Here is a 23,279-nt window from a genome sequence, read left to right on the forward strand (position 1 = left end):
GGAGGGGATTGGCTATTTCCTAAACTTCTTTCGGCTAAATCCGGCCAAGCCGACCAAACCAGTTCCCAGTAAAAGCATGGTTGCGGGTTCAGGGACGGGTGTACCACCGTCTGAAAAAAAAGCACTGTCAATACCGTCAAATGGGCCGATATCGCCTACATGAACGGCCATTGTATAACCATCTGCGTTGGTTATATAAAAAGGTCAATAAGATCTTCTTCCGCATAACCTGTTAGCCTTGAAATTGTAAAGTATAAGGGGTCATACCTTTCACCACCAGTCCCTTCAGCATCTACATCAAACTCGCCAAAAATGGACACATTGTATTTTATGATATAGGGCTTGGCTTAGGACACCAGGATGGTGTCGAGACTGCGGCTTGGCTTATTCACTGGAGCCATGAAATCATACTATCGCGCCAAGCCGGAAAGCGCATTGTGAGCAACACCCTATAAAAATAAAAAAGGGGTGGCGGTTGACAAACCGCACACCCCTCAAAAAATCAGGTTGGTTTTTCGATTAATCTCGATTGCCACCAAAAATCATCAAAAGGTATTGAAACATCAGGATGAAATCCAGGTACAGGGTCAATGCACCGATGATGGCACCTTTCCGGACCACGGCGGCATCAAGCCCAGCCGGCTGGCCCATGGCCATGGCCTTTAGCTTCTGGGTATCGTAGGCGGTCAATCCGGTGAAAACGATCACGCCGATGTAGCTGATGATCATCTGCATGCCCGCACTTTTCAGAAAAATATTGACCACTGAGGCGATCAAAATGCCAATCAACCCCATGAACATGAAATTCCCCAAACCGGTCAAATCCCGTTTGGTGGCCCATCCGAAAACGCTACAGGCGGCGAATGTTCCGGCGCAGATAAAGAATGTCGAGGCAATCGACGACATCGTGTACACGAGAAAAATAAACGATAGGGTCGCCCCGTTCAGGGCCGCATAAAACATGAACATGCCCGTCGCCGTGGATGCCTTCATCTTGTGAACCCGGCCGGCCAGCATAAAAACCAACGCAATCTCACCGATGAAAAAAAGCCACCGCGCTTGGTAGACGAATCGCAGCAACGGCTCGTTGTTGGCGACAAACCAAGCCACGCCGCCGGTCAGGGCCAGGCCGATGGCCATCCAGTTGTAGACACTTTGAACGAAAGTATTGACTCTAACTTGTGCTTGCGTTCTTTCCATTGGAATCGACTGCATTAAATTCCTCCATATCATTTTTGATTTTAAAGGGTTCCGTTCTCATTCAAGGCATTCTGAATATAACACAGGCTTCTTTATTTTCAAGTTTAAAGCTGGTAAGAACAGATCCGCAGCAATGATATTATCCGTCGTAAGATTCGAGTGTTGCCATGCAGTCTGAACAGATTTATCAGGAGCTCAAGGACCTGGCTGAAAAACTGGGTGTACGGGTTTCGGAACAAAATTTCCGCAACAGCGGGATTTCCGTAAAAAGTGGGTTTTGCATCATCAAGGGAAAAATGAACTGCATCATCGATAAAAGTATCTCCACGCGCAAAAAGATAAAGGTGTTGGCCCAGGCAATTTCCCATCTGCCACACGAAGGGCTTTATGTGGTGCCGGCCGTTCGGGAAGTGCTTCGAAAATACACGAGACCGAACGTGACAGAAAGTAATGTCACGTCGGATCGTTAATTTGACATAATATATCTTATCAGACGTTAATGATGGAAATAAAATCCAGCTCGCATCTTCCTGCACAGTCCAGTCAACACATATTTGGTGTTTCCGAGCTCAATCAAAAAATTAAATCGATACTGGAGGAAAAGTTTCCTTTCATTTGGATATCCGGAGAAATATCGAATTTCCGCATTCCGTCCTCGGGTCACGCTTATTTCACCTTAAAGGATGCCCGCTCGCAAATCAGTGCGGTCATCTTCCGCAACCAGATCGCGAACCTGAAGTTCAAGCCCGAAGATGGCCTGTCCATTATCGGCATCGGTCGGGTCAGCGTCTATGAACCCCGGGGGGGCTATCAGATTATTTTTGAATACATAGAGCCCAAGGGAATCGGCGGTTTGCAGATTGCGTTTGAAAAATTAAAACAAAAGCTGGCGGATGAGGGGTTGTTCGATGCCAAACACAAGCAACCGCTACCCCTTCTACCTGAAAAGATCAGTATCGTAACCTCACCGACCGGTGCGGCGGTTCGTGATTTCATCCATGTTTCCCAGAGGCGATTCATTAATTTGCCGCTGGCGGTCGTCCCGGTAAGCGTCCAGGGCGCACATGCGCCAGGGGAACTGGTCCATGCCATCGAATGGCTCAACCGCTTGGGACGCACGGATATCATCGTTTTGGCTCGAGGCGGCGGTTCCATTGAAGATCTATGGGCATTTAATGATGAAAGCGTCGCGCGGGCGATATATGCCTCCCGTATTCCGGTGGTTTCCGCTGTGGGACATGAAACCGATTATACCATTGCCGATTTTGTTGCCGACCTGCGGGCGCCGACCCCATCAGCGGCCGCCGAAATGATTGTGCCTGCCAAAAACGAATTGACCCGTCAATTATCGACATTTAAATATAAACTTTACAAATCGATATCCAATGATTTGAAAATATATGAAAAACAATTTGATTCACTAAAAAACCGAATCGTCCATCCCAAACGCCATTTGCAAGATATGCGATTGCGACTCGACGATCACCTGTCACGACTTTTGGGATCCATGGCCGATGGAATCAAACACAGGAGAGAGCGGACACAGTACCGTCAAGAGCTGCTTTCATCCCTATCCCCATTGAAAACCGTCTCTGCCTTGCGCTCGCAAACCCATCGCGTGAAACAAACCCTGACTGACCGGATGGAAATGATTTTGACGGAATATCGGAACACCTTGTTGCTCAATACTGGCAAGCTGGACGCACTGAACCCCATGGCCATCCTTCAGCGGGGCTACAGTATCACACGCACCCTGCCCGGCAAATCCATTGTAAGCAATTCCCAATCGGTGGAAAAAGACCAGTTGCTGGAAATCCTCCTGGGCAGCGGAAGCCTGACGGCCCGTGTTGAAAAAACGACCCCCTCAAACATTCATCCAACCGCGTCACCTTCAACGACAAAGGATTGATCAAACCCATGGCAGCCAAAGCGAAACCGACTTTTGAAAAAGCCCTAAGTGAATTGGAGGCGATTGTTAAAGCCCTTGAAGCCGGCGATCTACCACTGGAAAAAGCTTTGGAAAAATTCGAGGCCGGCATCCGTCTCTCCCGTTATTGCGGTGAAAAGCTCGACGAAGCGGAACGGCGGGTGACCTTGTTGATGGCCAATGAAAAAGATGAAGTGACAGAAATGCCGTTTGATCCGGAAAGTTGATCGGGAATCCGTACATGTTCAATTTGAAACCCTATATGGCATCCGTCCGAGAACTGGTAGACGCGCGATTAGAGGGCTATTTAAGCGGAACATCGCGCATTGTCCAAGCCATGCGCTATTCCGTATTGGCGGGTGGCAAGCGTCTGCGCCCTATCCTTTGCATTGCTGCAGCGGAAAGTTTAGGCGGAGCGCGTAAAGCCGTGTTGCCCATGGCCTGTGCCCTGGAATGCGTGCATACCTATTCCTTGATCCATGATGATTTACCGGCAATGGACGATGATGACCTGCGGCGTGGCAAACCCACCTGCCATGTTCAATTTGGCGAAGCGACCGCCATTCTGGCGGGTGATGCCCTTTTGACACTGGCTTTCGAAATTTTATCCGATGCGGGCCGACAGTCCGATGCAACACAATCGCCACGATGGCTCATGGCCATTGGCCAATTGGCTGGGGCAGCCGGATGGAACGGCATGATTTTGGGTCAAATGCGCGATGTGGAAAACGAGGGCAACGTTCTCCCGCTAAACGATCTCGAAACCCTGCATCGTCTGAAAACCGGCCGGATGATCGAGGCGTCGGTCACTTCCGCGGGATTGTTGTGCGGCGCGGCACCAGAAGCGCAAGGCGCCCTTCTGGCTTACGGTCAGAACATCGGATTGGCCTTTCAGGTGGCCGATGACATCCTTAATATCAAGGGCGACCCAAAGAAGTTGGGCAAAGCCGTTGGAACCGACCAAATACGTGGCAAAAATACCTACCCAGCCCACATGGGGCTCCAAAATGCCGAGGCTTATGCCTGCCAATTGATCAACAATGCCTTGAAGGCACTCGACCTTTTTGATAAAAAGGCTGATTCCCTTCGTGCCATTGCACGCTACGTTATTGAACGTAAAAGATGAACAGCAAAGATTATTAGACAGGATAGATCAAACAAGGATAGACCAAACAAGGAGCCGCAACCTTGTCCCAATCCGCGTCACTGCTCGAAGCCATCAATTCGAGCGACGATCTGAAAAAGCTGAAACGCTCAGAGCTTGCCGACCTAGCGACGGAAATTCGCGAGGCGATCGTTCATGTTGTCTCCAATTCCGGAGGGCATCTGGCATCCAGTCTGGGTGCCGTCGAACTGGGGATTGCTCTTCACTATGTCTTCGACACCCCGCGTGATAAAATCATCTGGGATGTCGGCCATCAGGCATACGCTCATAAATTATTGACCGGTCGCCGGAACCAATTCGAAACCCTGCGCCGTCATGGCGGGCTTTCCGGATTCACCCGACGTAGCGAAAGCGACTATGATCCCTTTACCACCGGCCACAGCAGCACCTCGATTTCCGTCGGCCTGGGCATTGCCTGTGCGAAACGGCTGAAAAAGGACCCGTCCAAGGTGGTGGCGGTCATCGGTGATGGTTCCATGACAGCCGGTCTGGCCTATGAAGGGATGAACCAGACCGGTGATACGCACAAGGACAAGGATCTGATCGTCATCCTTAACGACAACGAGATGTCCATTTCCCCCAATGTGGGTGCGATCTCTTCCCTGCTCAGCCGGACCTTTTCCGCCGCCAAGCTTCAGATGATGCGCAAGGAATTCGGGGAGTTCCTGAAGTCCCTGCCCCGCATCGGTGAGAATGTGTACCAGTTTGCCAAACGTAGCGAAGAATCCTTCAAGACCTTTGTTACACCGGGCATGCTTTTTGAGGCCTTCAATTTTGAATATTTTGGTCCCATCGATGGCCACAATCTGGATCACCTGATCGATATCCTCAAAAACATCAAAACCATGGATGAGCCGGTACTCCTGCATGTGATCACCAAAAAAGGCAAAGGCTATCAACAGGCAGAAAAGAACCCGGTCTATTTCCATGGTGTAAGTTCCTTTGACATTGATACGGGCATCTGCCGGAAGAAGGCGACCAATGTGCCGACCTACACCGAGGTTTTTGGGAAAACCATGGTTGAGTTGGCCAAAACCGATCCTCGGATCATTGCCGTTACCGCAGCCATGCCGGAAGGGACCGGATTGGTGCCCTTTTCCCAAGCCTATCCGGAACGGTTTTTCGATGTCGGCATTGCCGAACAACATGGTGTCACCTTTGCGGCCGGTATGGCGACCGAAGGTTTTCGGCCGGTGGTGGCCATTTATTCCACTTTTTTACAGCGCGCCTACGATCAGATCCTGCACGACGTCTGCATCGAAAACCTCCCGGTCGTCTTTGCATTGGACCGTGGCGGCATCGTCGGCGAAGATGGCCCCACCCATCATGGACTATTCGACCTCTCTTTTTTGCGAAGCATTCCCAACATGGTCATGATGGCGCCCAAAGATGAAAACGAATTGCGCCATATGTTAGCCACGGCGGTTGCCCACGATGGCCCCATTGCGTTGCGTTATCCGCGTGGCCGGGGATCTGGCGTGGACTTGGACGACACGTTCGAAATGCTTCCCATCGGCAAGGGCGAAGTCCTTGAACGGGGCGAGGATTTGGTGATGATCGCCGTGGGCAGTGCTGTCAATGAGGCTATCTGCGCTGCGGCACTTTTAAAGGAAAACCACCATATCCGAGCAACGGTGGTGAATGCCCGGTTTGTCAAACCGCTCGATCATGAACTTATTCTCTCTCTGGTTCGATCCATCCCCACTGTGCTGACGATCGAAGAGAACACCCTTGCCGGGGGATTTGGCAGCGCGGTGCTCGAATTGCTCAGCGATAAGGGCATGGCCCATGTCAGTGTAAAAAGACTGGGGGTACCAGATTGTTTTGTCGAGCATGGTCCCCAGGACGTGCTGCGACGCAAATATAAGGTGGATGCCGCTGCCATTGTCCGTGCCGCCATCGAATTAAAGGAATCCACAACGACAATTTATCAAAATGGCCATCAAGAAGCGACTCGATACGCTACTGGTCGATAAAAAGCTTTGCCAAAGCCGGGAGCGGGCCAAAGCCTTGGTCATGGCCGGCCGGGTAATGGTGAATGGCCGTTTGTGCGATAAACCCGGAGCTCAATATCCCTCCGAGAGCGAGATTGTTCTCAAGGGAGAAGACCTGCCCTATGTGAGCCGGGGTGGCTTGAAGCTGGAAGCGGCTCTGCGGGCCACCGGCATGGATTGTAATGGATTGATCTGCCTTGATGTCGGGGCATCCACCGGCGGATTCACCGACTGCCTGCTGCAGCATGGCGCGGTCTGCGTTTTTGCCGTGGATGTGGGGTATGGGCAACTGGCCTGGACCATCAGGAATGACCCGCGGGTCGTTGTCATCGAAAGAACCAATATCCGTACCATCGACCCGTCGCGGATTACCTCACCGGTCGATCTGGTAACCATCGATACTTCTTTTATCTCACTCAAAATCGTTGTCCCAACGACGCTGCAGTTTCTAAAGCCAAACGGTATTGTTCTGGCTTTGATCAAACCGCAGTTTGAGGCCGGTCGCGGCAGGGTCGGCAAAGGCGGGGTTGTCCGGGATCCAGTTTTGCACCAAAAATCATCGACGATTTACGCCAATTCTTCACCGATCAGGGCTGGGTCTGCGGCCCGGTAATCCCCTCCCCCATTCTCGGTCCCAAGGGAAATCAAGAGTTCATCATCCTATTGAAACAACGGGTGGATTCTGATTTTAAGTCAGGTTTTTGAACTTGATTTTTTCGCCTCATCGATCTAATAATAACTGTTTTATAACGTCATTTCTGCCCGATGGGCAGAAAATTCCAAGCAGAGAGGAGCTTTAGTGGGTCATATGAATGAAACCTTAAGAAATGTCGCACTGGTTGCCCATGGAGGGGCGGGTAAAACCTCCCTCGCAGAAATTATGATCAATAAGGCCGGTATGACGACTCGCATTGGCCGTGTGGAAGATGGCAATACGGTGATGGATTTTGAGCCGGAAGAACTCAAGCGGCAGGCGAGCCTTTCCACCGGTTTTTTTCAATTGCCCTGGAAAAAGCATACCATCAGCTTGATCGACACCCCCGGCGATCAAAACTTCATCTCCGATGCCAAACTCTGCATGCAGGCGGCGGAGACCGCCATGATTGTCGTGGATGCGGTTGACGGGGTTAAGGTGCAGACAGAACAAGTGGCTGAGTTTGCGTCAGAATATGGACTCCCCTGTGCGATTTTCATCAATAAATTGGACCGTGAACGCGCCGACTTCACCCGCGCAGTCGATGATGCGGTTCAGTGTCTTTCTCCCAAACCGATTATTCTCCAGTTGCCCATCGGTGCCGAAGCCGATTTCAACGGCATCGTTGATCTGATCGGCATGAAAGCCTACCAGTATGATGATAGTGGGAATGCTTCGGAAATCGACATTCCCGCCGACATGCAGGACACTGTCGAGACCGAACGGGAAACCCTTATCGAGAATGTCGCCGAAGCGGACGACGCCCTCATCGAGCGCTATCTGGAAGGCGAAACCATCAGCAATCAGGAGCTTCGCGATACACTGAAAAAAGGCATCCTTTCCAGGACCTTTGCACCGGTTTTGTGCGGCTCGGCCACCCACGACATCGGCATTGATCTGCTTATGGATTTTATCAACACTTGCCTGCCCTCCCCGCTTGAGATGCCACCGAAACAAGGGGTGACGCCCAAAGATGAGCCTGCTGAACGAAAACCTGACCCCTCGGAGCCGTTTTCCGGATTTGTGTTTAAAACCGTGGCGGACCCCTATGCGGGAAGGCTGACCATTTTGAAGGTGGTTTCCGGAAAATTGGGTGGTGATGGCACCTTTTACAATGCGACCAAAGAGACCCGTGAACGATACAACCAGTTGCTGACCATTGCTGGCAAGGAACAAAAACCGGCCACCGAGGCAGGCCCCGGATCGATCGTCGCCATGGCCAAACTCAAAGAGACCAAGACCGGTGACACCCTGTGTGATGAAGGCAATAAAATTCTTTACACCTGCGCCACCCCCATGCCGATCCTGATCTCCTTTGCTCTGGAATCCAAGGCCACCGGTGATGAAGACAAGATTTATATTTCCTTGAGTAAACTGCTCGAAGAGGACACGTCGCTGAAGCTCGAGCGCAACGCCGAAACCAAGGAAATCCTGCTTTCAGGCCTGGGGCAGGTACACATCGAAAGCACCATCGAGAAACTCAAACGCAAATTCAATGTCGAGGTAATTCTCAAAACGCCCAAAATTCCCTATCGCGAAACCATCAAGAAAAAAGTCCGTGTGCAGGGCAAACACAAAAAACAATCCGGTGGCCATGGTCAATACGGAGACTGCTGGATCGTCATGGAACCCCTTCCCCGCGGCACCGGTTTTGAATTCGTGGACGCCATCGTTGGTGGCGTTATTCCCAAACAGTACATCCCGGCGGTTGAAAAGGGCATCGTGGAAGCCTGCCAAAAAGGCCCACTGATCGGCGCACCCTGCGTCGATTTCCGTGCACGGTGGATTTTGGCAGTTACCATGCGGTCGACTCATCGGAAATGGCGTTCAAGGTGGCGGGTTCACTGGCCTATAAAAAAGCCTGCGATGAAGCCAATCCCGTTTTGTTAGAGCCGATCATGAAGGTCACGGTAACCACGCCGGACGAATACATGGGAGATATCATGGGCGATCTCAACAGCCGGCGGGGTCGGGTGTTGGGCATGGATTCCGCCGGTAAAAACCAGGTGATCAACGCCGAGGTCCCACTGGCCGAGGTTCAAACCTATGCGCCGGATCTGCGGTCCATGACCGGTGGACGCGGCATGTATAGCATGGAATTTTTACGCTATGATGAAGTTCCCAACCAGATCTCGGGAAAGGTGATCGAACAAATCAAAGCCGAGCAGGAAGAGTAGATTCGACCTGCTGCCGGGACCGGCAGACGGATAGATAAAGGATCCAAAGGGGGCGCGGTCGTTACCGCCCCCTTTTTTGTTTACCTTCAAGGCATCGTGCGGAGTCGAACACACTCCCTGGCCGGAGCATACCCGGCCCAGAATGCGGACCATTCATTTTCAAACCAGATCAGGTTACCCTTTGAAATCTGTTTGCCTTTAGGGCAATAACGGGTATGAAACCGCCGCGAACGGCGATTGCCCCGAAAGGCTTGTTGTGTTCTTTGGGTTTTATCGATGATTTGCCAGACGCCGCGGTTCGCCTGCATGGCCTCCCGTTGGGCCGCTATCAGGGCATCTATCTTGTCGATATTCGGGGGATGATAAAGCACATGGGCATATCCCTGCCTGACAATCTCCGCATTGATGAACAATCCATCCCTCCGATAAACATAGGCCAATACACGGCCATAATGATCTTTTTTTTCCCAATCAAAAACCAGACGCAGGGTCCATCCTTCGACCAATTGTCGGTTGACGGTGCGGGCTTCATATCCGAAGGGTGCCGCTTTGTGATTCTGGTGGTCGATTTCGGGTGTGTCGATACCAATATAACGGACATGCCGCCCGTCCTGCAATATGATGGTGTCGCCGTCGGCAATCCATTTAACCCTCACCGAGGCGTTTTCCTCGGCAAAGCATGGCGGCATCCCCAGAATCAGGACGACCAGGATGCCGGCAACACAAACCAACGGGACCTTTCTATCCATCGGCTTCCATGGGGTCATGGACGTAACCCGCAGACGTTAATGGCACTTTTGTCCAATAGATGCCCCAGCCCCCCATTGGGCGGGGGGACAAAACCCATGGTCGTCTGCCATACCGCATCATCTTCCATGCAGAAATAGACGGTCACCGAAGGGGCGATATCCCGAATCCAGGTGACCATTTGGCGATACAAAGCGATTCGAAGAGGTTTGAAATATCGCATCTTGTTGTCCAACCCGGTAATGAATTCGCCATACGGAATTTTGGAACATGGAAACCGTTGAGCGATAATGGATTTCAACGCCGGCATGTAACGGAAGGTCCCCAGACTGATCCAGACAATATTCTCCGCCGCAATTCTTTGGAAAAGCTGTTCCACGACCTGCTTGTATGCAGCCTCGCAACCATCGTAGATAATCATGGGATCAAAATGAAACGCCAGGGGATACCCCCATTGCTGGCACTTTTCGGCAGCCGCAAGGCGCTTTTCCAATGACGTGGTACGACGTTCCTCGCTTTTTATTACCCAAGGCGTATTCAAGGACCAGGCAATGATGGTTTTCCGCTGGTGGTCCAGCCCCTTCAATCGTTCGATATTGACCGTCTTGGTCTTGATCTCGAGCACGGCGCGGTGTTGCTTGGAAAAACGACCGATCAAATGATCCGTCAAATCGCTCCAGTCCTCCCAAATCAGGCTGTCGGAAAACTCTCCTGTACCGATCCGGCCGATTTCCGCTTTTTCAAAGAATGCGTCCAGTTCGTCGTCCAAATCCTCGCGATTAACAAAGAATTGAAGCATCGGCGGATGGAAATAGCTCTGTAAAATGCAATAGGAACAGTCCATGGTACAAAATGAAGCCACATGCAGAATCTGATAATCGCAGCAGGTGTATTCCCGGGTGCCTGGGCATCCTTTGAGAAAACCACCCCGGTTACGGGTCAGATAAAGAACCGATTTCCCGGCAGCCACAGGGTCGTTGCTGTGGTTTATCCATTGGTAGATGGATGAGGGCGTGGCAACGTATTCAGGAGCAAGGGGCAGTCGTCGCAACATGCGGCGGGTTTCAGGATGGTCCCTGACATCCATATCGACAAACAGTTTTTTGATCATCACGGTCAGTATTTAAGTCTTGCATAGTAGGTCCGCTGGGAAGCGACCAATGCGTCTTTCAGGGTAAAGATGCCTCTTTCATTAAGCAACGGAATCATCTTGACAAATACTTCTCCGGTTGCAACGGCATCGCCAAGGGCATCGTGTCGTCGGGTCATGTTGACGCCCAATTGCCGGGCGATGGTATCCAGCGTGTGATCGCCATGCGAAGGATGAAGGATGGCAGAAAGATGCATGGTATCCAGGACCGGATTGATGAAACGGATACCGGTTCTTTTTTCTTTCATTTGCAGCATCCGCATATCAAAAGCGGCATTATGGGCTACGAGGACGGTATTCTGAACGAAGCGGTGAAAAAATGGAAGCACTATTTCAATCGTGGGTTTATTTTTCAGCAAATCGTCCGTAATACCGTGGATTTTTGTGGAATCCGGAGGGACCAGACGGTTTGGGTAAATCAGCTGATTAATCGTTTCGGCATGCAGCAGACGGCCGTTAACGACACGGATGGCCCCAATGGAAATGATTTCATCGCCACCCCGCGGGTCAAGCCCCGTGGTTTCCGTATCAAACACGGTATAAACCAGTTCACCCAATATTCTTTTTTCGATTTCAGGGGTTTGACCCGCTTGATGAAAAAGATCGAAATCGAAAAATTCCGGTCTTCCCTTGGGCAGTTGGGGAAGCGTGCGCACGTCCTCCGCCTCCGGTTTGCCGTCAGAATGCGCCATGGGGATAAAAAGGCGCAAGCAGGCTTCATCAGGATTATCCTTGTGGGTATGGGGCCATAATTCAGCATGATTATGTTCCAGCACCTCTTTTAAGGTCAGGGTATACCCCTTTCGGTCACCGGCGACAGGCAAGTCGTACCAACGACGCAATTGTTCGATTTTGACGGGGGGGCCCTGCCAAATAAAGTCAAGCTGAACTAAATTGCCGGGAACCGTCAGGCGGATACGCTTGCATTGGACATGGCATTCATCCCTGAGCTGCGCGAGCACAAAGGCAACCGCCAGCCGCATGGAATAATTTTCCACCCGAATGGTACAACGAGAATCGCATTCGGCAAGTTCAATGCGAAGGTCGGCAACATCGGCGGATTCGTCTTTAATGCCAGCCAAAAAATCGATTGCTTTTATGGAAGATAGGGAGTCGCGTGGGTAGACGGCACCGGATTCGCCGATACCGCCACTGCCGAGGAGCCTGTTCAAGACCTCGGTCTCGGCCGCAATAATGTCTAAAAATGTCTTTTTCCGGTCAGGCTCCATATCGGGAAACTGAATCATCAGGTCGACGGTGGAACGGATGGCGGCGATTGCGGAGCGCAGGTTTTAATCGATATTTTCAGGTGGTGATCCAGCCTTCGGGTGTGTTCGAACTGCTGGGTGGTGTCTGTCAAGATCAAGGCGAAACCGGCAAACTGCTCGTTTTCATCCAGGATCGGTAACATTTCCACCTCGACCTGACGACGGCTTCCGGTCACCCATACAAAACGAGCCGTCACGCTTTTGCTTTGTCGATCACGCTTATCTTGAATTTCCTTGAACGCATAATGGATCAGCGGTTCCTCGATAAGGTTGTAAATGGAACGATCCAATCCAATGAAGCCTTTGGGCACCGAAGGGGTTGCCTCCTCCGGGGCTTCCCCGGAATTTGACGGTCTGGCTTTGTCCAACAACCATTGTGCTTTTCGGTTGTATAACAATATCCGGCCGCTCAGATTACAGATCAGTACCCCTTGGGTCAATTCGGCCATGATCGTTGCAAGGAGGTTTCTTTCCGCTTCCGTTTTGGCCTTGGCAGCGGCAATACTCTGATCGATGATATGTTGCGCGGAAAGGTACTGATCGCCCAGCGTATTGATCAACGCTGAAATGATCCGGACCTCCCGGCTGCCATCGATATTCAGGCGGTGGGCCGGATTGACGGTATTCATGATTCGGGTCTCTTCGATCAGTTGGTTCAGGGGGATGATATAAAAACGGAAGAACCAGTCCAGCGTGAAACCGAACGCGGCAAAGAGAAACACACCCGTACTGAAGAAATACCAGAATTGTTCCTTGAGCAGACGAATGAGGAGTTCCTGGCCCGGAGGGTCAATTTGGTGCCAGAAAATAACTGCGAGGGTAACCGTGATGGCAGTAGTGAACGCCGTGCAAACAATAGCGAAGAGCCAAAATTTATTGTTCAGTCTCATCCGGCCAGAAGTTCTTTGACCTGTTTGACAACCTCGGCGTTTGAAAACGGCTTGGTAATATAGGCATCAGCGCCCAACGTGTTCCCCTTGGCAATGTCGATATCCCGCGTCATGGCGGAGAGAAAGACGATTTTGAGGTTCTTGTGCCGAGGATTTTCCTTAAAACGTTGACACAACTGGAACCCATCCACGGTGGGTAGCATCACATCCAACAACACCAGATCAGGGCTGAATGTGTCGATGATGGCTATCGCTTCTTCACCGGTGTGTGCCACCCGTACGTCAAATTGATTCTGTTCCATTAAAAATTTCAGTGGCACGGTGATACTGGGTTCATCATCAACAATCAGAATCTTTTTGGGCATCATGGACAGCCGTCTTTTTGGGCATGGAGCGGATCAGGCAGACAGCAGCGGAACGGCGATCATCTCCATGAAGATGTAAGTTAAAAAAGTAATTGCCGCCAGAATGACGCCAACGACATAAATGCTGTTGATACGATGCCGGTTTTTATCTTTTTCATGGTAATATACCGCTTCGCAGCACTTTTCACACCAGGTGCGATGGCGCGTAAGGGTCATCGTATGTCCACACCGGCAAATTGCCGTTTTAGGTTCCAATGCCATATTTTGCCCCCTTGCCTTCAAGAGATGGGGATGCATATGGACTGCCCGCCAGGCAATCCATATGCATCCAGGCAGATGATTCACACATCCATCGGTTTCCGGTGACGGCCGAATCGAGCCGCCCGATCACCGGTTTTGTCCACTTTTTACCCAAACAGCCCCCAGCCAAAGGATGCGGTCCAGAGGATGCTGAATACCACGATACCAATCATCCAAAGATCTTCCTTTTTCATTGGATTACCCTCCTTTATGCGCATTAGGCTTCTTTGATAACGATGTTGGTTTCCTTTTCGGCCCGATCAATCTGGACTTCATTGGTGGTTGCCATTTCCGCTTTGAAGCACAGTGCCCACATCATCACGATCCCCACGATCCACCAGGTGATTTGCCAGGACCAAAGTGGGGTAAATCCGGAAAAGGAAAACGCATTGTTGCCAAGGATACATGCCGGCCCAATGGCAAAGAAATACCACAACGGCGTGGCGATCTTCATAACGCTACGCCACTGCTTGCCCGATTCGCTGGGTTCATCAATGTCATCCAGGAAGGTGCGGACTTCGGCCTGCCGTTTCATGGTTTCTTCATCGTCCTTGATTCCGATGCCACGACAGATGTAGGCCACGACCAAACCGCTGAAAGTCCCCCAGAAGGCACAATGCATGGACAGGGGATTGGGCCAGATCGCGTAGGTCAGATAGACGGCGGCCATCCCCACCAAGACCCCCAACACCGCCCCGACACGCGGAAACTTGAAACCCCAGATGACACCGAGAAGCAGGACATACATCACGAAACCAAAGGCGGTTGCCAACGCGCCCAAGATGACCAGTGCCGCTGTGCTGGTCATGCCGACCACCAGCGCAAGGATGGTCAGTATCGTGGCAAAAACGCGGTTCATCCAGATTTGTTCCGCATGGCTGGCCTCTTGCTTGCGGATATACCGCCAGTATACGTCACGCAGCAGAATCGAACCGCCGGTTCCGATATAAGGCGCTGCCGTCGAGTGAATGGCGGCAATGGCACCCATGAAGACGATGCCCAACATAAACGGGGGGAGAAACTCTTTCATTAAGGTGGGAACGACGGTGGCGTTGCTAGATTCTGGAAAGCCGCATTTCCGGCCAGTTGGAGGACCTTGGCGCCCATGCCCTGAAAGGCGGTAAAGAAGAACAGGGCGAAACCGACGACAAACGTCGACATGAAGCTTGCTGCCACGCCAGGGGTTTGGGCGATTTGATGCCGAAGGTCCACATGGTGAAGGCCGGCGAGCTTTGGATTCCCATCAAGGCAAACATGTAGGTCAAGATCATGACACCGGTCCAGGCGACCTCCCCCTTGGCGCCTCCCAAACCGAAATTGATCACCCGGGGGACTTCGAGGAATTTTGTGTCAAGGTTATGGACTGCAGCCGAAAATCCTGACCAGCCACCGAATTGCGGCGCCGTGATAACATAGATGCCCAGAATTACAATGCCGCCAACCAGCAGGATGAACTGGATCACGCCAACCCAGGTGCTGGCCTTCAAGCCGCCCGTACAGACATAGAACCAAACGATGAATGCCATGAAGATGGCACCGAAAGTTACCGGCACACCGGCAATGATATGAAACAAGGCCGCTGACGCCATCAACTGAACTGCCGAGTAAAAGACGGAGTAAAGCACCGCGGTGAGTACAACCAGCCAGCGAAGGGCCTCGCTGTTGTAATAATAGGCGTACATGTCACCCGGGGTGATGAAACCGTAGCGCTTGCCCATCAGCCAGGTCCGTTTCGAAAAGAAGGTCCCGGTGATGGGGATGGTCAATACGTAAAAGGATGCAAATGCGTAGGCCAACCCATCCCGCCAAATAAGACCCGGGTGGCCGATGAAGGTCCACCCGGAAAAGGATGCCGCCGTTGCCGCCAACAGGAAGGCGAAAAAGGGAATCGACCGTCCGGCAATCGCATAACCGGAGGACGTCTTTTCAGTAAAGTACCCTTTCAGCCCCCAATAAAAACAATAGATGATGTAAAGCCCCAACATGATATAAACCCACGTGGTTCCGCCCATAACGTTTCCTCCTGTGCCATTTTGTCAATAAGATTGACCGGCCGCCAAAAGACTTCGTTATTCCTGCCGATTCAAATTGGGTTACCACCTCCTTCCCGCGCGCCTGGTTAAGGCCGATCGAACGCCCCCATTCGATCCGGCCGGTTTTCCAGTTTTTATTTTTGAACCATGGCCTTGATCTCCTCAACAATCTCGGGATTGGCCAAGGTCATGACGTTGCCCACATCGGTCCGGTTGGAGATGGCGCCCAACACCCGGCGCATGATTTTGCCCGAACGGGTCTTGGGCATATCCTTGACAATCCAGACTTTGCGGGGTTTGGCAATCTTTCCGATTTCATCGCAAATCGCATCTGAGATGCGTTTGGCCAACGCATCGCTGGTTTCAAATCCGGGTTTGAGAGAAACGTAGAGATCGGGCTCTTTCCCCTTAATGTCATGGGCCACCGGAACAACGGCGGCTTCAGCCACTTCGGAAACGACCAATGCGGCCGATTCGATCTCCTTGGTGCCCAGCCGATGGCCGGAAACGTTGATCACGTCGTCAATACGGCCAAGGATACGATAATACCCGTCCTCCGCTTCAACGGCAGCATCGCCGGTAAGATACGGCCAGTCGCGCCAATCCTTGCTGTTGGGGTCTTTGCAGTAGCGGGAGAAGTATGTATCCACAAACCGATCACGATCCCCCCAGATGGTTTGAAACATCCCCGGCCAAGGATTCTGGATGCAGATATTACCTGCCCTGCCGGATCCCCGGGGAACCACATTGCCTTCATCATCATAGATGACCGGGTGAATGCCAGGCATGCCAGGACCGGCGCTACCGGGTTTCATTGGCGTAATTGCCGGCAAGGTGCTGCAAAGGAAACCACCGGTCTCTGTCTGCCACCATGTATCAACGATAATGGCCTCTCCCTTCCCGACTTCCTTGTGGTACCATTTCCAGACTTCGGGTTCGATGGGTTCGCCAACCGTTGTCATATGTTTGAAATGATAGTTGTATTTGGCAGGTTCATCAGGCCGATTTTCCGCAAGGCCCGAATCGCGTGGGGGCGGTGTGAAAAATGTTGACATCCAGATCCTGGGCAATTCGCCAGGAACGCCCGGCGTCTGGGTAGGTGGGAACCCCCTCATACATTACCGTCGATGCGCAGTTGGCTAACGGACCATAGACAATATAGGAATGCCCCGTGATCCAGCCGATATCGGCCATGCACCAGTAAACATCCTCGGGATGAATGTCTTGAACAAATTTGGAAGTGCCGGTGACATAGGCGAGGTATCCGCCGGTACCATGCTGGCAACCTTTCGGCTTGCCGGTTGTTCCGCTGGTGTACATGAGGAACAGGGGATCCTCGGAGTTCATCCGTTCGGGTTCGACTCGGGCGCCATAATAATTCTTCAGCAAATCGTTAACAAAATAATCTCTGCCATCGACCATGGGAGTTTCGGCCGAATACTTGCCCGGATAGCGTTGCCAGACCAGAACCTTGTCGACCTTCTGGCCATCCTTGGCCGCATGCTCGATGGCGACATCCGCATTTTGCTTGTGATCCAGGAGGCTGCCGCTGCGGTAATAGGCATCCATGGTAATCAGCACGTTGCTCTCCGAGTCGACGATGCGGTCGGCGCAGGCGGTACCGCTGAAACCACCAAATACCTGGGAATGGATGACACCCAGGCGGGCACAGGCCAACATGGTGATGGGAAGCTCCGGAACCATGGGCATATGCAAGGTTACGCGATCACCGCGTTTGAGACCGGCGAAATCTCTAAGAAGGGCGGCAAATTCATTCACGCGCACGTAGAGTTCCTGATAGGTGATGTGCTCATACCCGGCATCAATCGGTTCGGGCACGAAGTGGATGGCGGTTTTATTTTTATTGTTTTTCAGATGGCGGTCGATGCAGTTGTAGCTGGCATTGATTTTGCCGCCTTTGAACCATTTGTAACAGGGGGCATCGCTGGTATCCAGAATCGTCTCCCAATATTCATACCAGTCCAACAGGTCGGCATATTCCTTGAAGCAGTTTGGAAAATTCTCAAGGCTGAAGCGCTCGTAAATACCTTTATCGGTCATGTTGGCCTGGGCGACAAATTCCGTGGACGGATAGTAATAGCCTTCTTCCTGCCAGTGAACGGCAATCTGGGCCTCCGAGGTTTCGACGACTTCTCTTTCTGCCATGGGTTACGTTCCTCCAATTTGATTGGGTTAACAGTTGGGTCGCATCGACGCTCCCTTGACCTACCGACGCTTCCTTCAGCCACTTCAAGCTGTCTTTGGGACGAAATAACGTCGCCGATAGACGTGACGGAAAGAAAACGCCCCCTCCTTTTCCCTCCTTTCCTATTTTTCTTTCACAACCTGATTTGCTAAGAAATTTAACATTGCGTCGCTATCTAGTGACGCATGATTCCCCTGGAAAATATTTCGAACGCTGTATCAAAGGTCTCTTTCAGAAAATTTTTTTGATTGTTGAGTGTCTTTTTACTGGTTTCCCAAAGGATGACACCTGAAAAAAGTGACCAAAGCGTGTCGGCGACCGCTGTGGGATGGTGATCGACGAATACCCGTTGACGGGTGCCATCTTCAAATATCTTGGCCATCATCTGCAAAGCGCCTCGACTCAGCGTTTCGATCTGATTGAGCAGGTCGGGAGATAGATTTTTGAGCGTTTCGCTGGATTGCATGTGGAACATGTTGATCAAGATGAGCGGATCGAACTCATAGACATCATACATGGCGTCTTTTAATGCGCTAAGACGCTGGGCGGCATCCGTAGGGGGGTCAACTTTGACATGTTCCAGACGGATCATCAGGTACTGTAGAATTCTAAGAGAGAGCGACGCATATAATTCATCTTTATTTTTAAAGTAAAGATAAAGGGTCCCGGGACTGAGTTCCGCTTCTCTGGCGATGTCGTCCATGGTTGCCTTGCTGAATCCTTTATCCGAAAAGACCCGCTTTGCGGCAACCAGGATCTGTTGTCTGCGTCGTTCGCGTTCTCTTTCTCTTCGTTCCTGAATCCCCATAATTAATGAATTCCATTTATTTCCTAAAAAAGACTAGACATCATACTTTTTATTTGTCAAGTTAAATCATCTATAAATGATTGATGACGAGCCATTTATTGTAAAAGTTTTTTTTGTTGTTTGGGACAGATGGTTGGAGGCGAAGTTAACAATATATAATAATTAAATATAATTGTCTTGATGGAGGCAAAAACGGGCGGGGAAAAAGTCGCTATTCGGGAAGGAGACCTGTGGCGGAACGGATTTTTTCGATTTCAGATAGCAGTGCCTTTAGCTGCCTACGGGTTTCAACCGTGACTGTCAGGCGAAAGGCTTTACCTTCGAATTCACGGGGTGGCTGGAGTTGAATCCGTGGATCGAGCTTCAATGCTTTCAATGTATCGTTGTATCGATCCTCTGCCCGGCTGAGCTCCGGGTAGCGGATCGTTCTAAGCAAGCGCCGGAGGCGTTGGACTTTTTGGGGCGCGGAGAGCGCGGGGGCCTGGATGATGGCAATGACATCAGACCGTTCGATCGTGCTTTGAAGGGGCACATCGTCCCGTATGGCAATTTCCTGGATCAATTCGAACAGTTCCCGTTGGAGATTCAAATTGGTGTTGATTTGCCGGAAAAAGTGGTGATCACATCCCGCTCATCGTCTTGCAAGGCATTGATCCGGAGCGCCACGGGCAGGGCAATGCTGCCCTCCAGGATGGAATATTGAAGTATTTCCGGCAATCGGCCGACCGACATGAGACGACGCATCGCCGTCTCACTGTCGGACAATCCAAGCATGCGCGCAACATCTTGCCAATCGTTTGAAGGATCCGAATAGTTTTGGATCAGGGCATAGGCCCTTGACTGCTCGACAATATTCAACGAACGCTGAAAACTGTTATCCCCGATAGCGATTCGAGCGCATCCCGACAGCGGAAAGTCAGCAGAAAGGATCCTGGCGGGAACATCATCCCAGCCAAGGGCTTTTATCGTTTGAATTCGCCGAAAGCCGCTGACGATGACATATCCCTTTTCACCCGCCATCAGAACCGGGGGGCATAGCAACCCCATGGTGCTGATGGATGCTCTCAGACCGGTTTTATCCACACACGTGCTGATTTTAAAACGCTCATCGGTATCGGCAATCTCCGCCAGCGATACTGACGTGATCCTAAAGTCCATGACGATTGCCGGTTAACAAGGCCAGTGCTTCCACGTATTTCGCACGCGTATTGTCAATTACGTCTTGCGGGAGTTTAGGGCCGGGGGGGGATTGATCCCAATCCAGGGAAAGCAGGTAATCTCGCAGGTACTGCTTGTCGAAGCTCTGCTGGGGGCCGCCTGGCACGTAGGTGGATTTCGGCCAGAAACGGGATGAATCCGGTGTCAGGACTTCATCGATGAGAATAATCTCGCCATCTAAGATGCCAAACTCAAATTTTGTATCGGCAATCAGGATGCCCTTTTCTTCAGCGATGTTAGCGCCCTTTTTATATATGGATAGAGAAAGATCCTTGACTTGTTGTGCCAGCGGCGCACCGATGCGACGCGTCATCTCGTCAAAGTCGATATTGATATCGTGTTTTCCCAACGCCTCTTTGGTTGACGGGGTGAAAATTGGCTCGGATAGTTGATCGGATTCAACCAGGCCTTCCGGCAGTTGGATTCCACACACAGACCCATCCTTGCAATAGGATTTCCAACCCGAACCGGTAATATAGCCCCGCACCACGCACTCAATGGGCAATGGCTCGGCTTTTTTTACCAGAATACTGCGACCTTCGAGCTCGGCGGCATAGGGTTGGCTTGCTTCCGGGTAATCGTTAATATTGGCGGTGATGACATGGTTGTTGACCAATGAAGCCATGATATCAAACCAATAGAGTGAAATCTGGGTCAGCACCTTGCCTTTGCCAGGAATGGGATCTGGCATGATCACATCGAAGGCGGACATGCGATCCGTTGCAACCATGAGGAAGGCATCTCCAAGATCATACATATCACGGACCTTGCCCCGTTGGCATAGCTTCAGCGTTGGAAAGTCGGTTTCGCGAACAACTCGGGTCATCTTGATATTCCTTCAATTAAAAAATCTTGTACGGGGTCCTTTTTTGGATGAATCTGTTCAGGTTGATTCTGAAAGATGATTGAACGCTTGAATATAATTGCGCAGGATATCGATGGCAAATGGCTCGATGGTCAAAAATTCGATACCGGACTGATACTGGCCATTGTCGATTCTACGGGTGAAGATGACTTTACCGCGAATCGGAACCATTTCTTCCTTGAGACCGACGACCACATCGACACAATTCTTTTCTTGGAAAGGCACGTGGGCCTCAAGCATAATGCCTGTTTCCGAGACGTTGATCGTGCGCCCCATTCCCTGCAGCAATTCTTTGCCGTCAGCGTCGAGATATACATAATTTAGCAAGTAGATGGAGTCTACTCTGGAATGCTTTCTCTTATCAGTCATTGTTGGTCACCTTTGTCCGGCGGGTAAAGGTTTTCAAAAATGGATTGGGTTCCCTTAAGTATCCTGGCGCAAGGTCGACTCATCAGCGGGCAGTGTTTTTATTGAACAGGCCCCGCAAACCACATCAGAGGTAACGGATATGCAAGTCGCCATATTGTCGACAATATTTTTAAACGTCGTCGAGAGATGAAAGTATTCTCGTTGAAGACCTTCGGTTTCAATCTTTACAATTTTGATACTTTCCGAAGCATAAACGGCAGCACCTTCCGGTTCTTGCCCTAAATGGAGGAAGGGAACCTCGCCAAAGTAATCGCCCTTGTAAAGGTGGCCAAGTACGATTGGACCGTTTGGCGTGTTCCTGACAACCACCGCCCTGCCCTGCTTTATCATGAAGAACTGTTTCGAATCGCTTTTTTCCTGACGGATCAGAATCTTCTTACCCTTCAAAATATCATCCACATTGTTTTTGCCCTTATGGCGCTCCAAAATTTGATCGGTGAGCTGTTTAAGACGCTTGTCCAGGCTACTCAGAAAAATCCTGAATTCCAGAGACATTCCTGCATATTCTTGGGCAAGGCGTTGTGAATCAAGAACGCCCAGTTGTACATTTCCGACGGCAACGGCCGTGGCAGTTCGAATATGCCCCTGCAGCAAAAAGGAAGCCATGCTGCCAATAAACGCGCCATCACCAATTCTGAGGATATGAACCGGCACGGGGCTGGCCTCTTTTACGATATCGACCACCCCTTCCAGGATAACCCACATCCAACTGCCGTGTTTTCCCTCCTCCACAATGTGTTCACCGTTGAAGAAATCCTCCTCATCAACCACATACATGTAATCGACGAGCGGTCCTTTAATGATGGTGCCCGACCCTCCGGATCGATTGGTTTCGGCAATCGTCTCCGCCGCTGTTACCGGACCGATTTTCTTTGTGACACCATCATCGAGCCGTTTCATTCCCTCGAGAATGATTCCCATACGGCTTTTTGTGATTTGCCGGTCAGCAAAAATCGCTTCCCGGGTGAATTCGAATGACCCCTCGAGCCAACCGAACAGCGAGTAAAGGGCTTCGAGTCCGTCAACGCTGCCGTTTTGGGCGTTAACCGGATTTCCCTCCATAAAGTAAATGAATCCAGGCTCGGGTGCATACCGGTTAATCAGGCGAAGTACCCCCGTACCGTTCGTAGCCCCTAAAAGCTGAAGGATATCACCCAGGGGCATGAAGCTTAAACTGCCCGATAGTACAACGCTTTCATTCATTATTGAAACCAATCCCTACTCGGCCCATTTGAATTCTCGTTGCAAGGATTTAAGCGTTTCCATCAGACAAGCCTTAAGTGTCACGCCCACACCGGCACCTTTCACAGCACTCGCCGCAAAGGAAGGCACTTTTAACTGACGGTTAAGGTCCTTTTCCATTTGTTCGGTACTCATCAATGGGATCCCCTCGTCCGCCAGATCCCTTTTGTTATACTGTAGGATAAGGGGAACCTTGAATATGCTTTTGCCGTACTCTTTAAGGTTTGCCTGAAGATCTTTCAGTGACAGCATGTTTTTCTCTCGGCGCACCTCAAGCGAGTCGGCGACAAAGACAATGCCATCAACACCACGCAGGACGAGTTTGCGGGTCGAGCTGTACTTAACCTGGCCAGGAACCGTATAGAGCTGCACCCTGACGTCGCAGCCCTTGATTTTGCCAAGCCCCATCGGCAGAAAATCGAAAAACAGGGTTCGGTCACCTTCGGTATTGATGGATACCATCTCGCCGGTGATCTGTTTTTTATAAGATTTGAAAATATATTCAAGGTTGGTGGTTTTGCCGCACCGGCCTGGCCCGTAAAAGACGACTTTGCATTCGATTTCCTTTTTCTTCAGGTTGAATATGGCCATACACCTATGT

At 51.1% G+C, this 23,279-nt stretch carries 25 protein-coding genes and 2 pseudogenes; 8 read left to right on the forward strand and 19 right to left on the reverse strand.

Annotated elements, in window-relative coordinates:
- Nucleotides 1–12 precede the first annotated feature (12 nt).
- Both JCM12296_RS50230 and JCM12296_RS05940 read right to left on the reverse strand, forming a co-directional pair.
- Entirely contained in the window at nt 13–171 is a 159-nt protein-coding gene (locus JCM12296_RS50230; RefSeq protein WP_083455884.1) for a PEP-CTERM sorting domain-containing protein, read from the reverse strand.
- A 348-nt stretch (nt 172–519) separates the two neighbouring features.
- Nucleotides 520–1,215, reverse strand: coding sequence for a Bax inhibitor-1/YccA family protein (locus JCM12296_RS05940; protein ID WP_054690955.1), 696 nt, complete (start codon nt 1,213–1,215; stop codon nt 520–522).
- Nucleotides 1,216–1,367: 152 nt separating this feature from the next.
- On the opposite strand from JCM12296_RS05940, the gene JCM12296_RS05945 reads away from it, so the two are divergent.
- The 8 genes and pseudogenes from JCM12296_RS05945 (at nt 1,368) to JCM12296_RS48915 (ending at nt 9,157) form a co-directional block, all read left to right on the forward strand.
- A complete protein-coding gene (locus JCM12296_RS05945) occupies nt 1,368–1,670 on the forward strand; it encodes a hypothetical protein (RefSeq protein WP_054690958.1) in 303 nt (100 codons plus the stop codon).
- A 29-nt stretch (nt 1,671–1,699) separates the two neighbouring features.
- Complete coding sequence (gene xseA, locus JCM12296_RS05950) at nt 1,700–3,109, forward strand: exodeoxyribonuclease VII large subunit (RefSeq protein WP_246804019.1); 1,410 nt, start codon at nt 1,700–1,702, stop codon at nt 3,107–3,109.
- 8 nt (nt 3,110–3,117) lie between these two features.
- A complete protein-coding gene (locus JCM12296_RS05955) occupies nt 3,118–3,354 on the forward strand; it encodes an exodeoxyribonuclease VII small subunit (protein ID WP_054690963.1) in 237 nt (78 codons plus the stop codon).
- A 14-nt stretch (nt 3,355–3,368) separates the two neighbouring features.
- Nucleotides 3,369–4,253 (forward strand): polyprenyl synthetase family protein, encoded by an 885-nt coding sequence (locus JCM12296_RS05960; protein ID WP_054691031.1) that lies wholly within the window; start codon nt 3,369–3,371, stop codon nt 4,251–4,253.
- 62 nt (nt 4,254–4,315) lie between these two features.
- The gene (gene dxs / locus JCM12296_RS05965; RefSeq protein ID WP_083455885.1) at nt 4,316–6,268 is read left to right on the forward strand and encodes a 1-deoxy-D-xylulose-5-phosphate synthase; all 1,953 of its coding nucleotides are present in this window, start codon (nt 4,316–4,318) and stop codon (nt 6,266–6,268) included.
- Nucleotides 6,228–6,899 carry a TlyA family RNA methyltransferase gene (locus JCM12296_RS05970; protein WP_306303967.1) on the forward strand — a complete coding sequence of 224 codons (672 nt, stop codon included), beginning with the start codon at nt 6,228–6,230 and terminating at the stop codon, nt 6,897–6,899. The genes dxs and JCM12296_RS05970 overlap by 41 nt, the downstream gene beginning before the upstream one ends.
- Nucleotides 6,900–7,094: 195 nt before the next feature.
- Nucleotides 7,095–8,797: pseudogene (locus tag JCM12296_RS05975) on the forward strand (elongation factor G); the annotation flags it as partial.
- Nucleotides 8,798–8,878: 81 nt separating this feature from the next.
- On the forward strand, nt 8,879–9,157 hold the full coding sequence (locus JCM12296_RS48915; RefSeq protein ID WP_306303972.1) for a hypothetical protein: 279 nt from the start codon (nt 8,879–8,881) through the stop codon (nt 9,155–9,157).
- A gap of 86 nt (nt 9,158–9,243) precedes the next feature.
- On the opposite strand, the gene JCM12296_RS05980 is transcribed toward JCM12296_RS48915, so the two are convergent.
- From JCM12296_RS05980 to JCM12296_RS06050, 17 genes and pseudogenes are all read right to left on the reverse strand, one after another.
- The gene (locus JCM12296_RS05980; protein WP_054690965.1) at nt 9,244–9,906 is read right to left on the reverse strand and encodes a thermonuclease family protein; all 663 of its coding nucleotides are present in this window, start codon (nt 9,904–9,906) and stop codon (nt 9,244–9,246) included.
- A gap of 14 nt (nt 9,907–9,920) precedes the next feature.
- A complete protein-coding gene (locus JCM12296_RS05985; RefSeq protein ID WP_054691033.1) occupies nt 9,921–11,015 on the reverse strand; it encodes an SPL family radical SAM protein in 1,095 nt (364 codons plus the stop codon).
- Nucleotides 11,016–11,020: 5 nt separating this feature from the next.
- The gene (locus JCM12296_RS05990; RefSeq protein WP_172683784.1) at nt 11,021–12,226 is read right to left on the reverse strand and encodes a 3'-5' exonuclease; all 1,206 of its coding nucleotides are present in this window, start codon (nt 12,224–12,226) and stop codon (nt 11,021–11,023) included.
- 74 nt (nt 12,227–12,300) lie between these two features.
- Entirely contained in the window at nt 12,301–13,212 is a 912-nt protein-coding gene (locus JCM12296_RS05995; protein WP_054690968.1) for a hypothetical protein, read from the reverse strand.
- Complete coding sequence (locus JCM12296_RS06000) at nt 13,209–13,580, reverse strand: response regulator transcription factor (protein WP_246804020.1); 372 nt, start codon at nt 13,578–13,580, stop codon at nt 13,209–13,211. Before JCM12296_RS06000 ends, JCM12296_RS05995 begins: the two co-directional genes overlap by 4 nt.
- Before the next feature lie 30 nt (nt 13,581–13,610).
- A complete protein-coding gene (locus JCM12296_RS06005; RefSeq protein ID WP_157067405.1) occupies nt 13,611–13,874 on the reverse strand; it encodes a hypothetical protein in 264 nt (87 codons plus the stop codon).
- A gap of 220 nt (nt 13,875–14,094) precedes the next feature.
- Nucleotides 14,095–14,907 carry a sodium:solute symporter family transporter gene (locus JCM12296_RS43620; RefSeq protein ID WP_246804021.1) on the reverse strand — a complete coding sequence of 271 codons (813 nt, stop codon included), beginning with the start codon at nt 14,905–14,907 and terminating at the stop codon, nt 14,095–14,097.
- 25 nt (nt 14,908–14,932) lie between these two features.
- A complete protein-coding gene (locus JCM12296_RS43625; RefSeq protein ID WP_246804022.1) occupies nt 14,933–15,889 on the reverse strand; it encodes a sodium:solute symporter family protein in 957 nt (318 codons plus the stop codon).
- 155 nt (nt 15,890–16,044) lie between these two features.
- Entirely contained in the window at nt 16,045–16,596 is a 552-nt protein-coding gene (locus JCM12296_RS47110) for an AMP-binding enzyme (RefSeq protein WP_422698573.1), read from the reverse strand.
- Nucleotides 16,597–16,647: 51 nt separating this feature from the next.
- Nucleotides 16,648–18,076: pseudogene (locus JCM12296_RS06015) on the reverse strand (AMP-binding protein); the annotation flags it as partial.
- Nucleotides 18,077–18,291: 215 nt separating this feature from the next.
- Nucleotides 18,292–18,924 carry a TetR/AcrR family transcriptional regulator gene (locus JCM12296_RS06020; protein ID WP_054690971.1) on the reverse strand — a complete coding sequence of 211 codons (633 nt, stop codon included), beginning with the start codon at nt 18,922–18,924 and terminating at the stop codon, nt 18,292–18,294.
- A gap of 211 nt (nt 18,925–19,135) precedes the next feature.
- The gene (locus JCM12296_RS06025; protein WP_054690973.1) at nt 19,136–19,513 is read right to left on the reverse strand and encodes a hypothetical protein; all 378 of its coding nucleotides are present in this window, start codon (nt 19,511–19,513) and stop codon (nt 19,136–19,138) included.
- Nucleotides 19,510–20,082 carry a ParB/RepB/Spo0J family partition protein gene (locus JCM12296_RS06030; protein WP_054690975.1) on the reverse strand — a complete coding sequence of 191 codons (573 nt, stop codon included), beginning with the start codon at nt 20,080–20,082 and terminating at the stop codon, nt 19,510–19,512. The genes JCM12296_RS06025 and JCM12296_RS06030 overlap by 4 nt, the downstream gene beginning before the upstream one ends.
- A complete protein-coding gene (locus tag JCM12296_RS06035; RefSeq protein WP_054690978.1) occupies nt 20,072–20,968 on the reverse strand; it encodes a phosphoribosylaminoimidazolesuccinocarboxamide synthase in 897 nt (298 codons plus the stop codon). Before JCM12296_RS06035 ends, JCM12296_RS06030 begins: the two co-directional genes overlap by 11 nt.
- A gap of 57 nt (nt 20,969–21,025) precedes the next feature.
- Nucleotides 21,026–21,376: a PilZ domain-containing protein gene (locus JCM12296_RS06040; RefSeq protein WP_083455887.1), complete on the reverse strand. Its 351-nt coding sequence runs from the start codon at nt 21,374–21,376 to the stop codon at nt 21,026–21,028.
- A 54-nt stretch (nt 21,377–21,430) separates the two neighbouring features.
- A complete protein-coding gene (locus JCM12296_RS06045; RefSeq protein WP_083455888.1) occupies nt 21,431–22,639 on the reverse strand; it encodes a cyclic nucleotide-binding domain-containing protein in 1,209 nt (402 codons plus the stop codon).
- Between the two features lie 15 nt (nt 22,640–22,654).
- Nucleotides 22,655–23,269 (reverse strand): GTP-binding protein, encoded by a 615-nt coding sequence (locus JCM12296_RS06050; protein WP_054690983.1) that lies wholly within the window; start codon nt 23,267–23,269, stop codon nt 22,655–22,657.
- Nucleotides 23,270–23,279 lie beyond the last annotated feature (10 nt).

It is taken from the genome of Desulfosarcina cetonica JCM 12296 (genome assembly GCF_001311845.1).
GTDB classification, from domain to species: Bacteria; Desulfobacterota; Desulfobacteria; order Desulfobacterales; family Desulfosarcinaceae; genus Desulfosarcina; species Desulfosarcina cetonica.

What these genes read in the sequence shown, in the direction of transcription:
- JCM12296_RS50230 (WP_083455884.1), bottom strand. Translation starts at nt 171, where the DNA reads ATGGCCGTTCATGTAGGCGATATCGGCCCATTTGACGGTATTGACAGT.
- JCM12296_RS05940 (WP_054690955.1), bottom strand. Translation starts at nt 1,215, where the DNA reads ATGCAGTCGATTCCAATGGAAAGAACGCAAGCACAAGTTAGAGTCAAT.
- JCM12296_RS05945 (WP_054690958.1), top strand. Translation starts at nt 1,368, where the DNA reads ATGCAGTCTGAACAGATTTATCAGGAGCTCAAGGACCTGGCTGAAAAA.
- xseA (WP_246804019.1), top strand. Translation starts at nt 1,700, where the DNA reads ATGATGGAAATAAAATCCAGCTCGCATCTTCCTGCACAGTCCAGTCAA.
- JCM12296_RS05955 (WP_054690963.1), top strand. Translation starts at nt 3,118, where the DNA reads ATGGCAGCCAAAGCGAAACCGACTTTTGAAAAAGCCCTAAGTGAATTG.
- JCM12296_RS05960 (WP_054691031.1), top strand. Translation starts at nt 3,369, where the DNA reads ATGTTCAATTTGAAACCCTATATGGCATCCGTCCGAGAACTGGTAGAC.
- JCM12296_RS05970 (WP_306303967.1), top strand. Translation starts at nt 6,228, where the DNA reads ATGGCCATCAAGAAGCGACTCGATACGCTACTGGTCGATAAAAAGCTT.
- JCM12296_RS48915 (WP_306303972.1), top strand. Translation starts at nt 8,879, where the DNA reads ATGAAGGTCACGGTAACCACGCCGGACGAATACATGGGAGATATCATG.
- JCM12296_RS05980 (WP_054690965.1), bottom strand. Translation starts at nt 9,906, where the DNA reads ATGGATAGAAAGGTCCCGTTGGTTTGTGTTGCCGGCATCCTGGTCGTC.
- JCM12296_RS05985 (WP_054691033.1), bottom strand. Translation starts at nt 11,015, where the DNA reads ATGATCAAAAAACTGTTTGTCGATATGGATGTCAGGGACCATCCTGAA.
- JCM12296_RS05995 (WP_054690968.1), bottom strand. Translation starts at nt 13,212, where the DNA reads ATGAGACTGAACAATAAATTTTGGCTCTTCGCTATTGTTTGCACGGCG.
- JCM12296_RS06000 (WP_246804020.1), bottom strand. Translation starts at nt 13,580, where the DNA reads ATGATGCCCAAAAAGATTCTGATTGTTGATGATGAACCCAGTATCACC.
- JCM12296_RS06005 (WP_157067405.1), bottom strand. Translation starts at nt 13,874, where the DNA reads ATGCATCCCCATCTCTTGAAGGCAAGGGGGCAAAATATGGCATTGGAA.
- JCM12296_RS43620 (WP_246804021.1), bottom strand. Translation starts at nt 14,907, where the DNA reads ATGAAAGAGTTTCTCCCCCCGTTTATGTTGGGCATCGTCTTCATGGGT.
- JCM12296_RS43625 (WP_246804022.1), bottom strand. Translation starts at nt 15,889, where the DNA reads ATGGGCGGAACCACGTGGGTTTATATCATGTTGGGGCTTTACATCATC.
- JCM12296_RS47110 (WP_422698573.1), bottom strand. Translation starts at nt 16,596, where the DNA reads ATGTTTCAAACCATCTGGGGGGATCGTGATCGGTTTGTGGATACATAC.
- JCM12296_RS06020 (WP_054690971.1), bottom strand. Translation starts at nt 18,924, where the DNA reads ATGGGGATTCAGGAACGAAGAGAAAGAGAACGCGAACGACGCAGACAA.
- JCM12296_RS06030 (WP_054690975.1), bottom strand. Translation starts at nt 20,082, where the DNA reads ATGGACTTTAGGATCACGTCAGTATCGCTGGCGGAGATTGCCGATACC.
- JCM12296_RS06035 (WP_054690978.1), bottom strand. Translation starts at nt 20,968, where the DNA reads ATGACCCGAGTTGTTCGCGAAACCGACTTTCCAACGCTGAAGCTATGC.
- JCM12296_RS06040 (WP_083455887.1), bottom strand. Translation starts at nt 21,376, where the DNA reads ATGACTGATAAGAGAAAGCATTCCAGAGTAGACTCCATCTACTTGCTA.
- JCM12296_RS06045 (WP_083455888.1), bottom strand. Translation starts at nt 22,639, where the DNA reads ATGAATGAAAGCGTTGTACTATCGGGCAGTTTAAGCTTCATGCCCCTG.
- JCM12296_RS06050 (WP_054690983.1), bottom strand. Translation starts at nt 23,269, where the DNA reads ATGGCCATATTCAACCTGAAGAAAAAGGAAATCGAATGCAAAGTCGTC.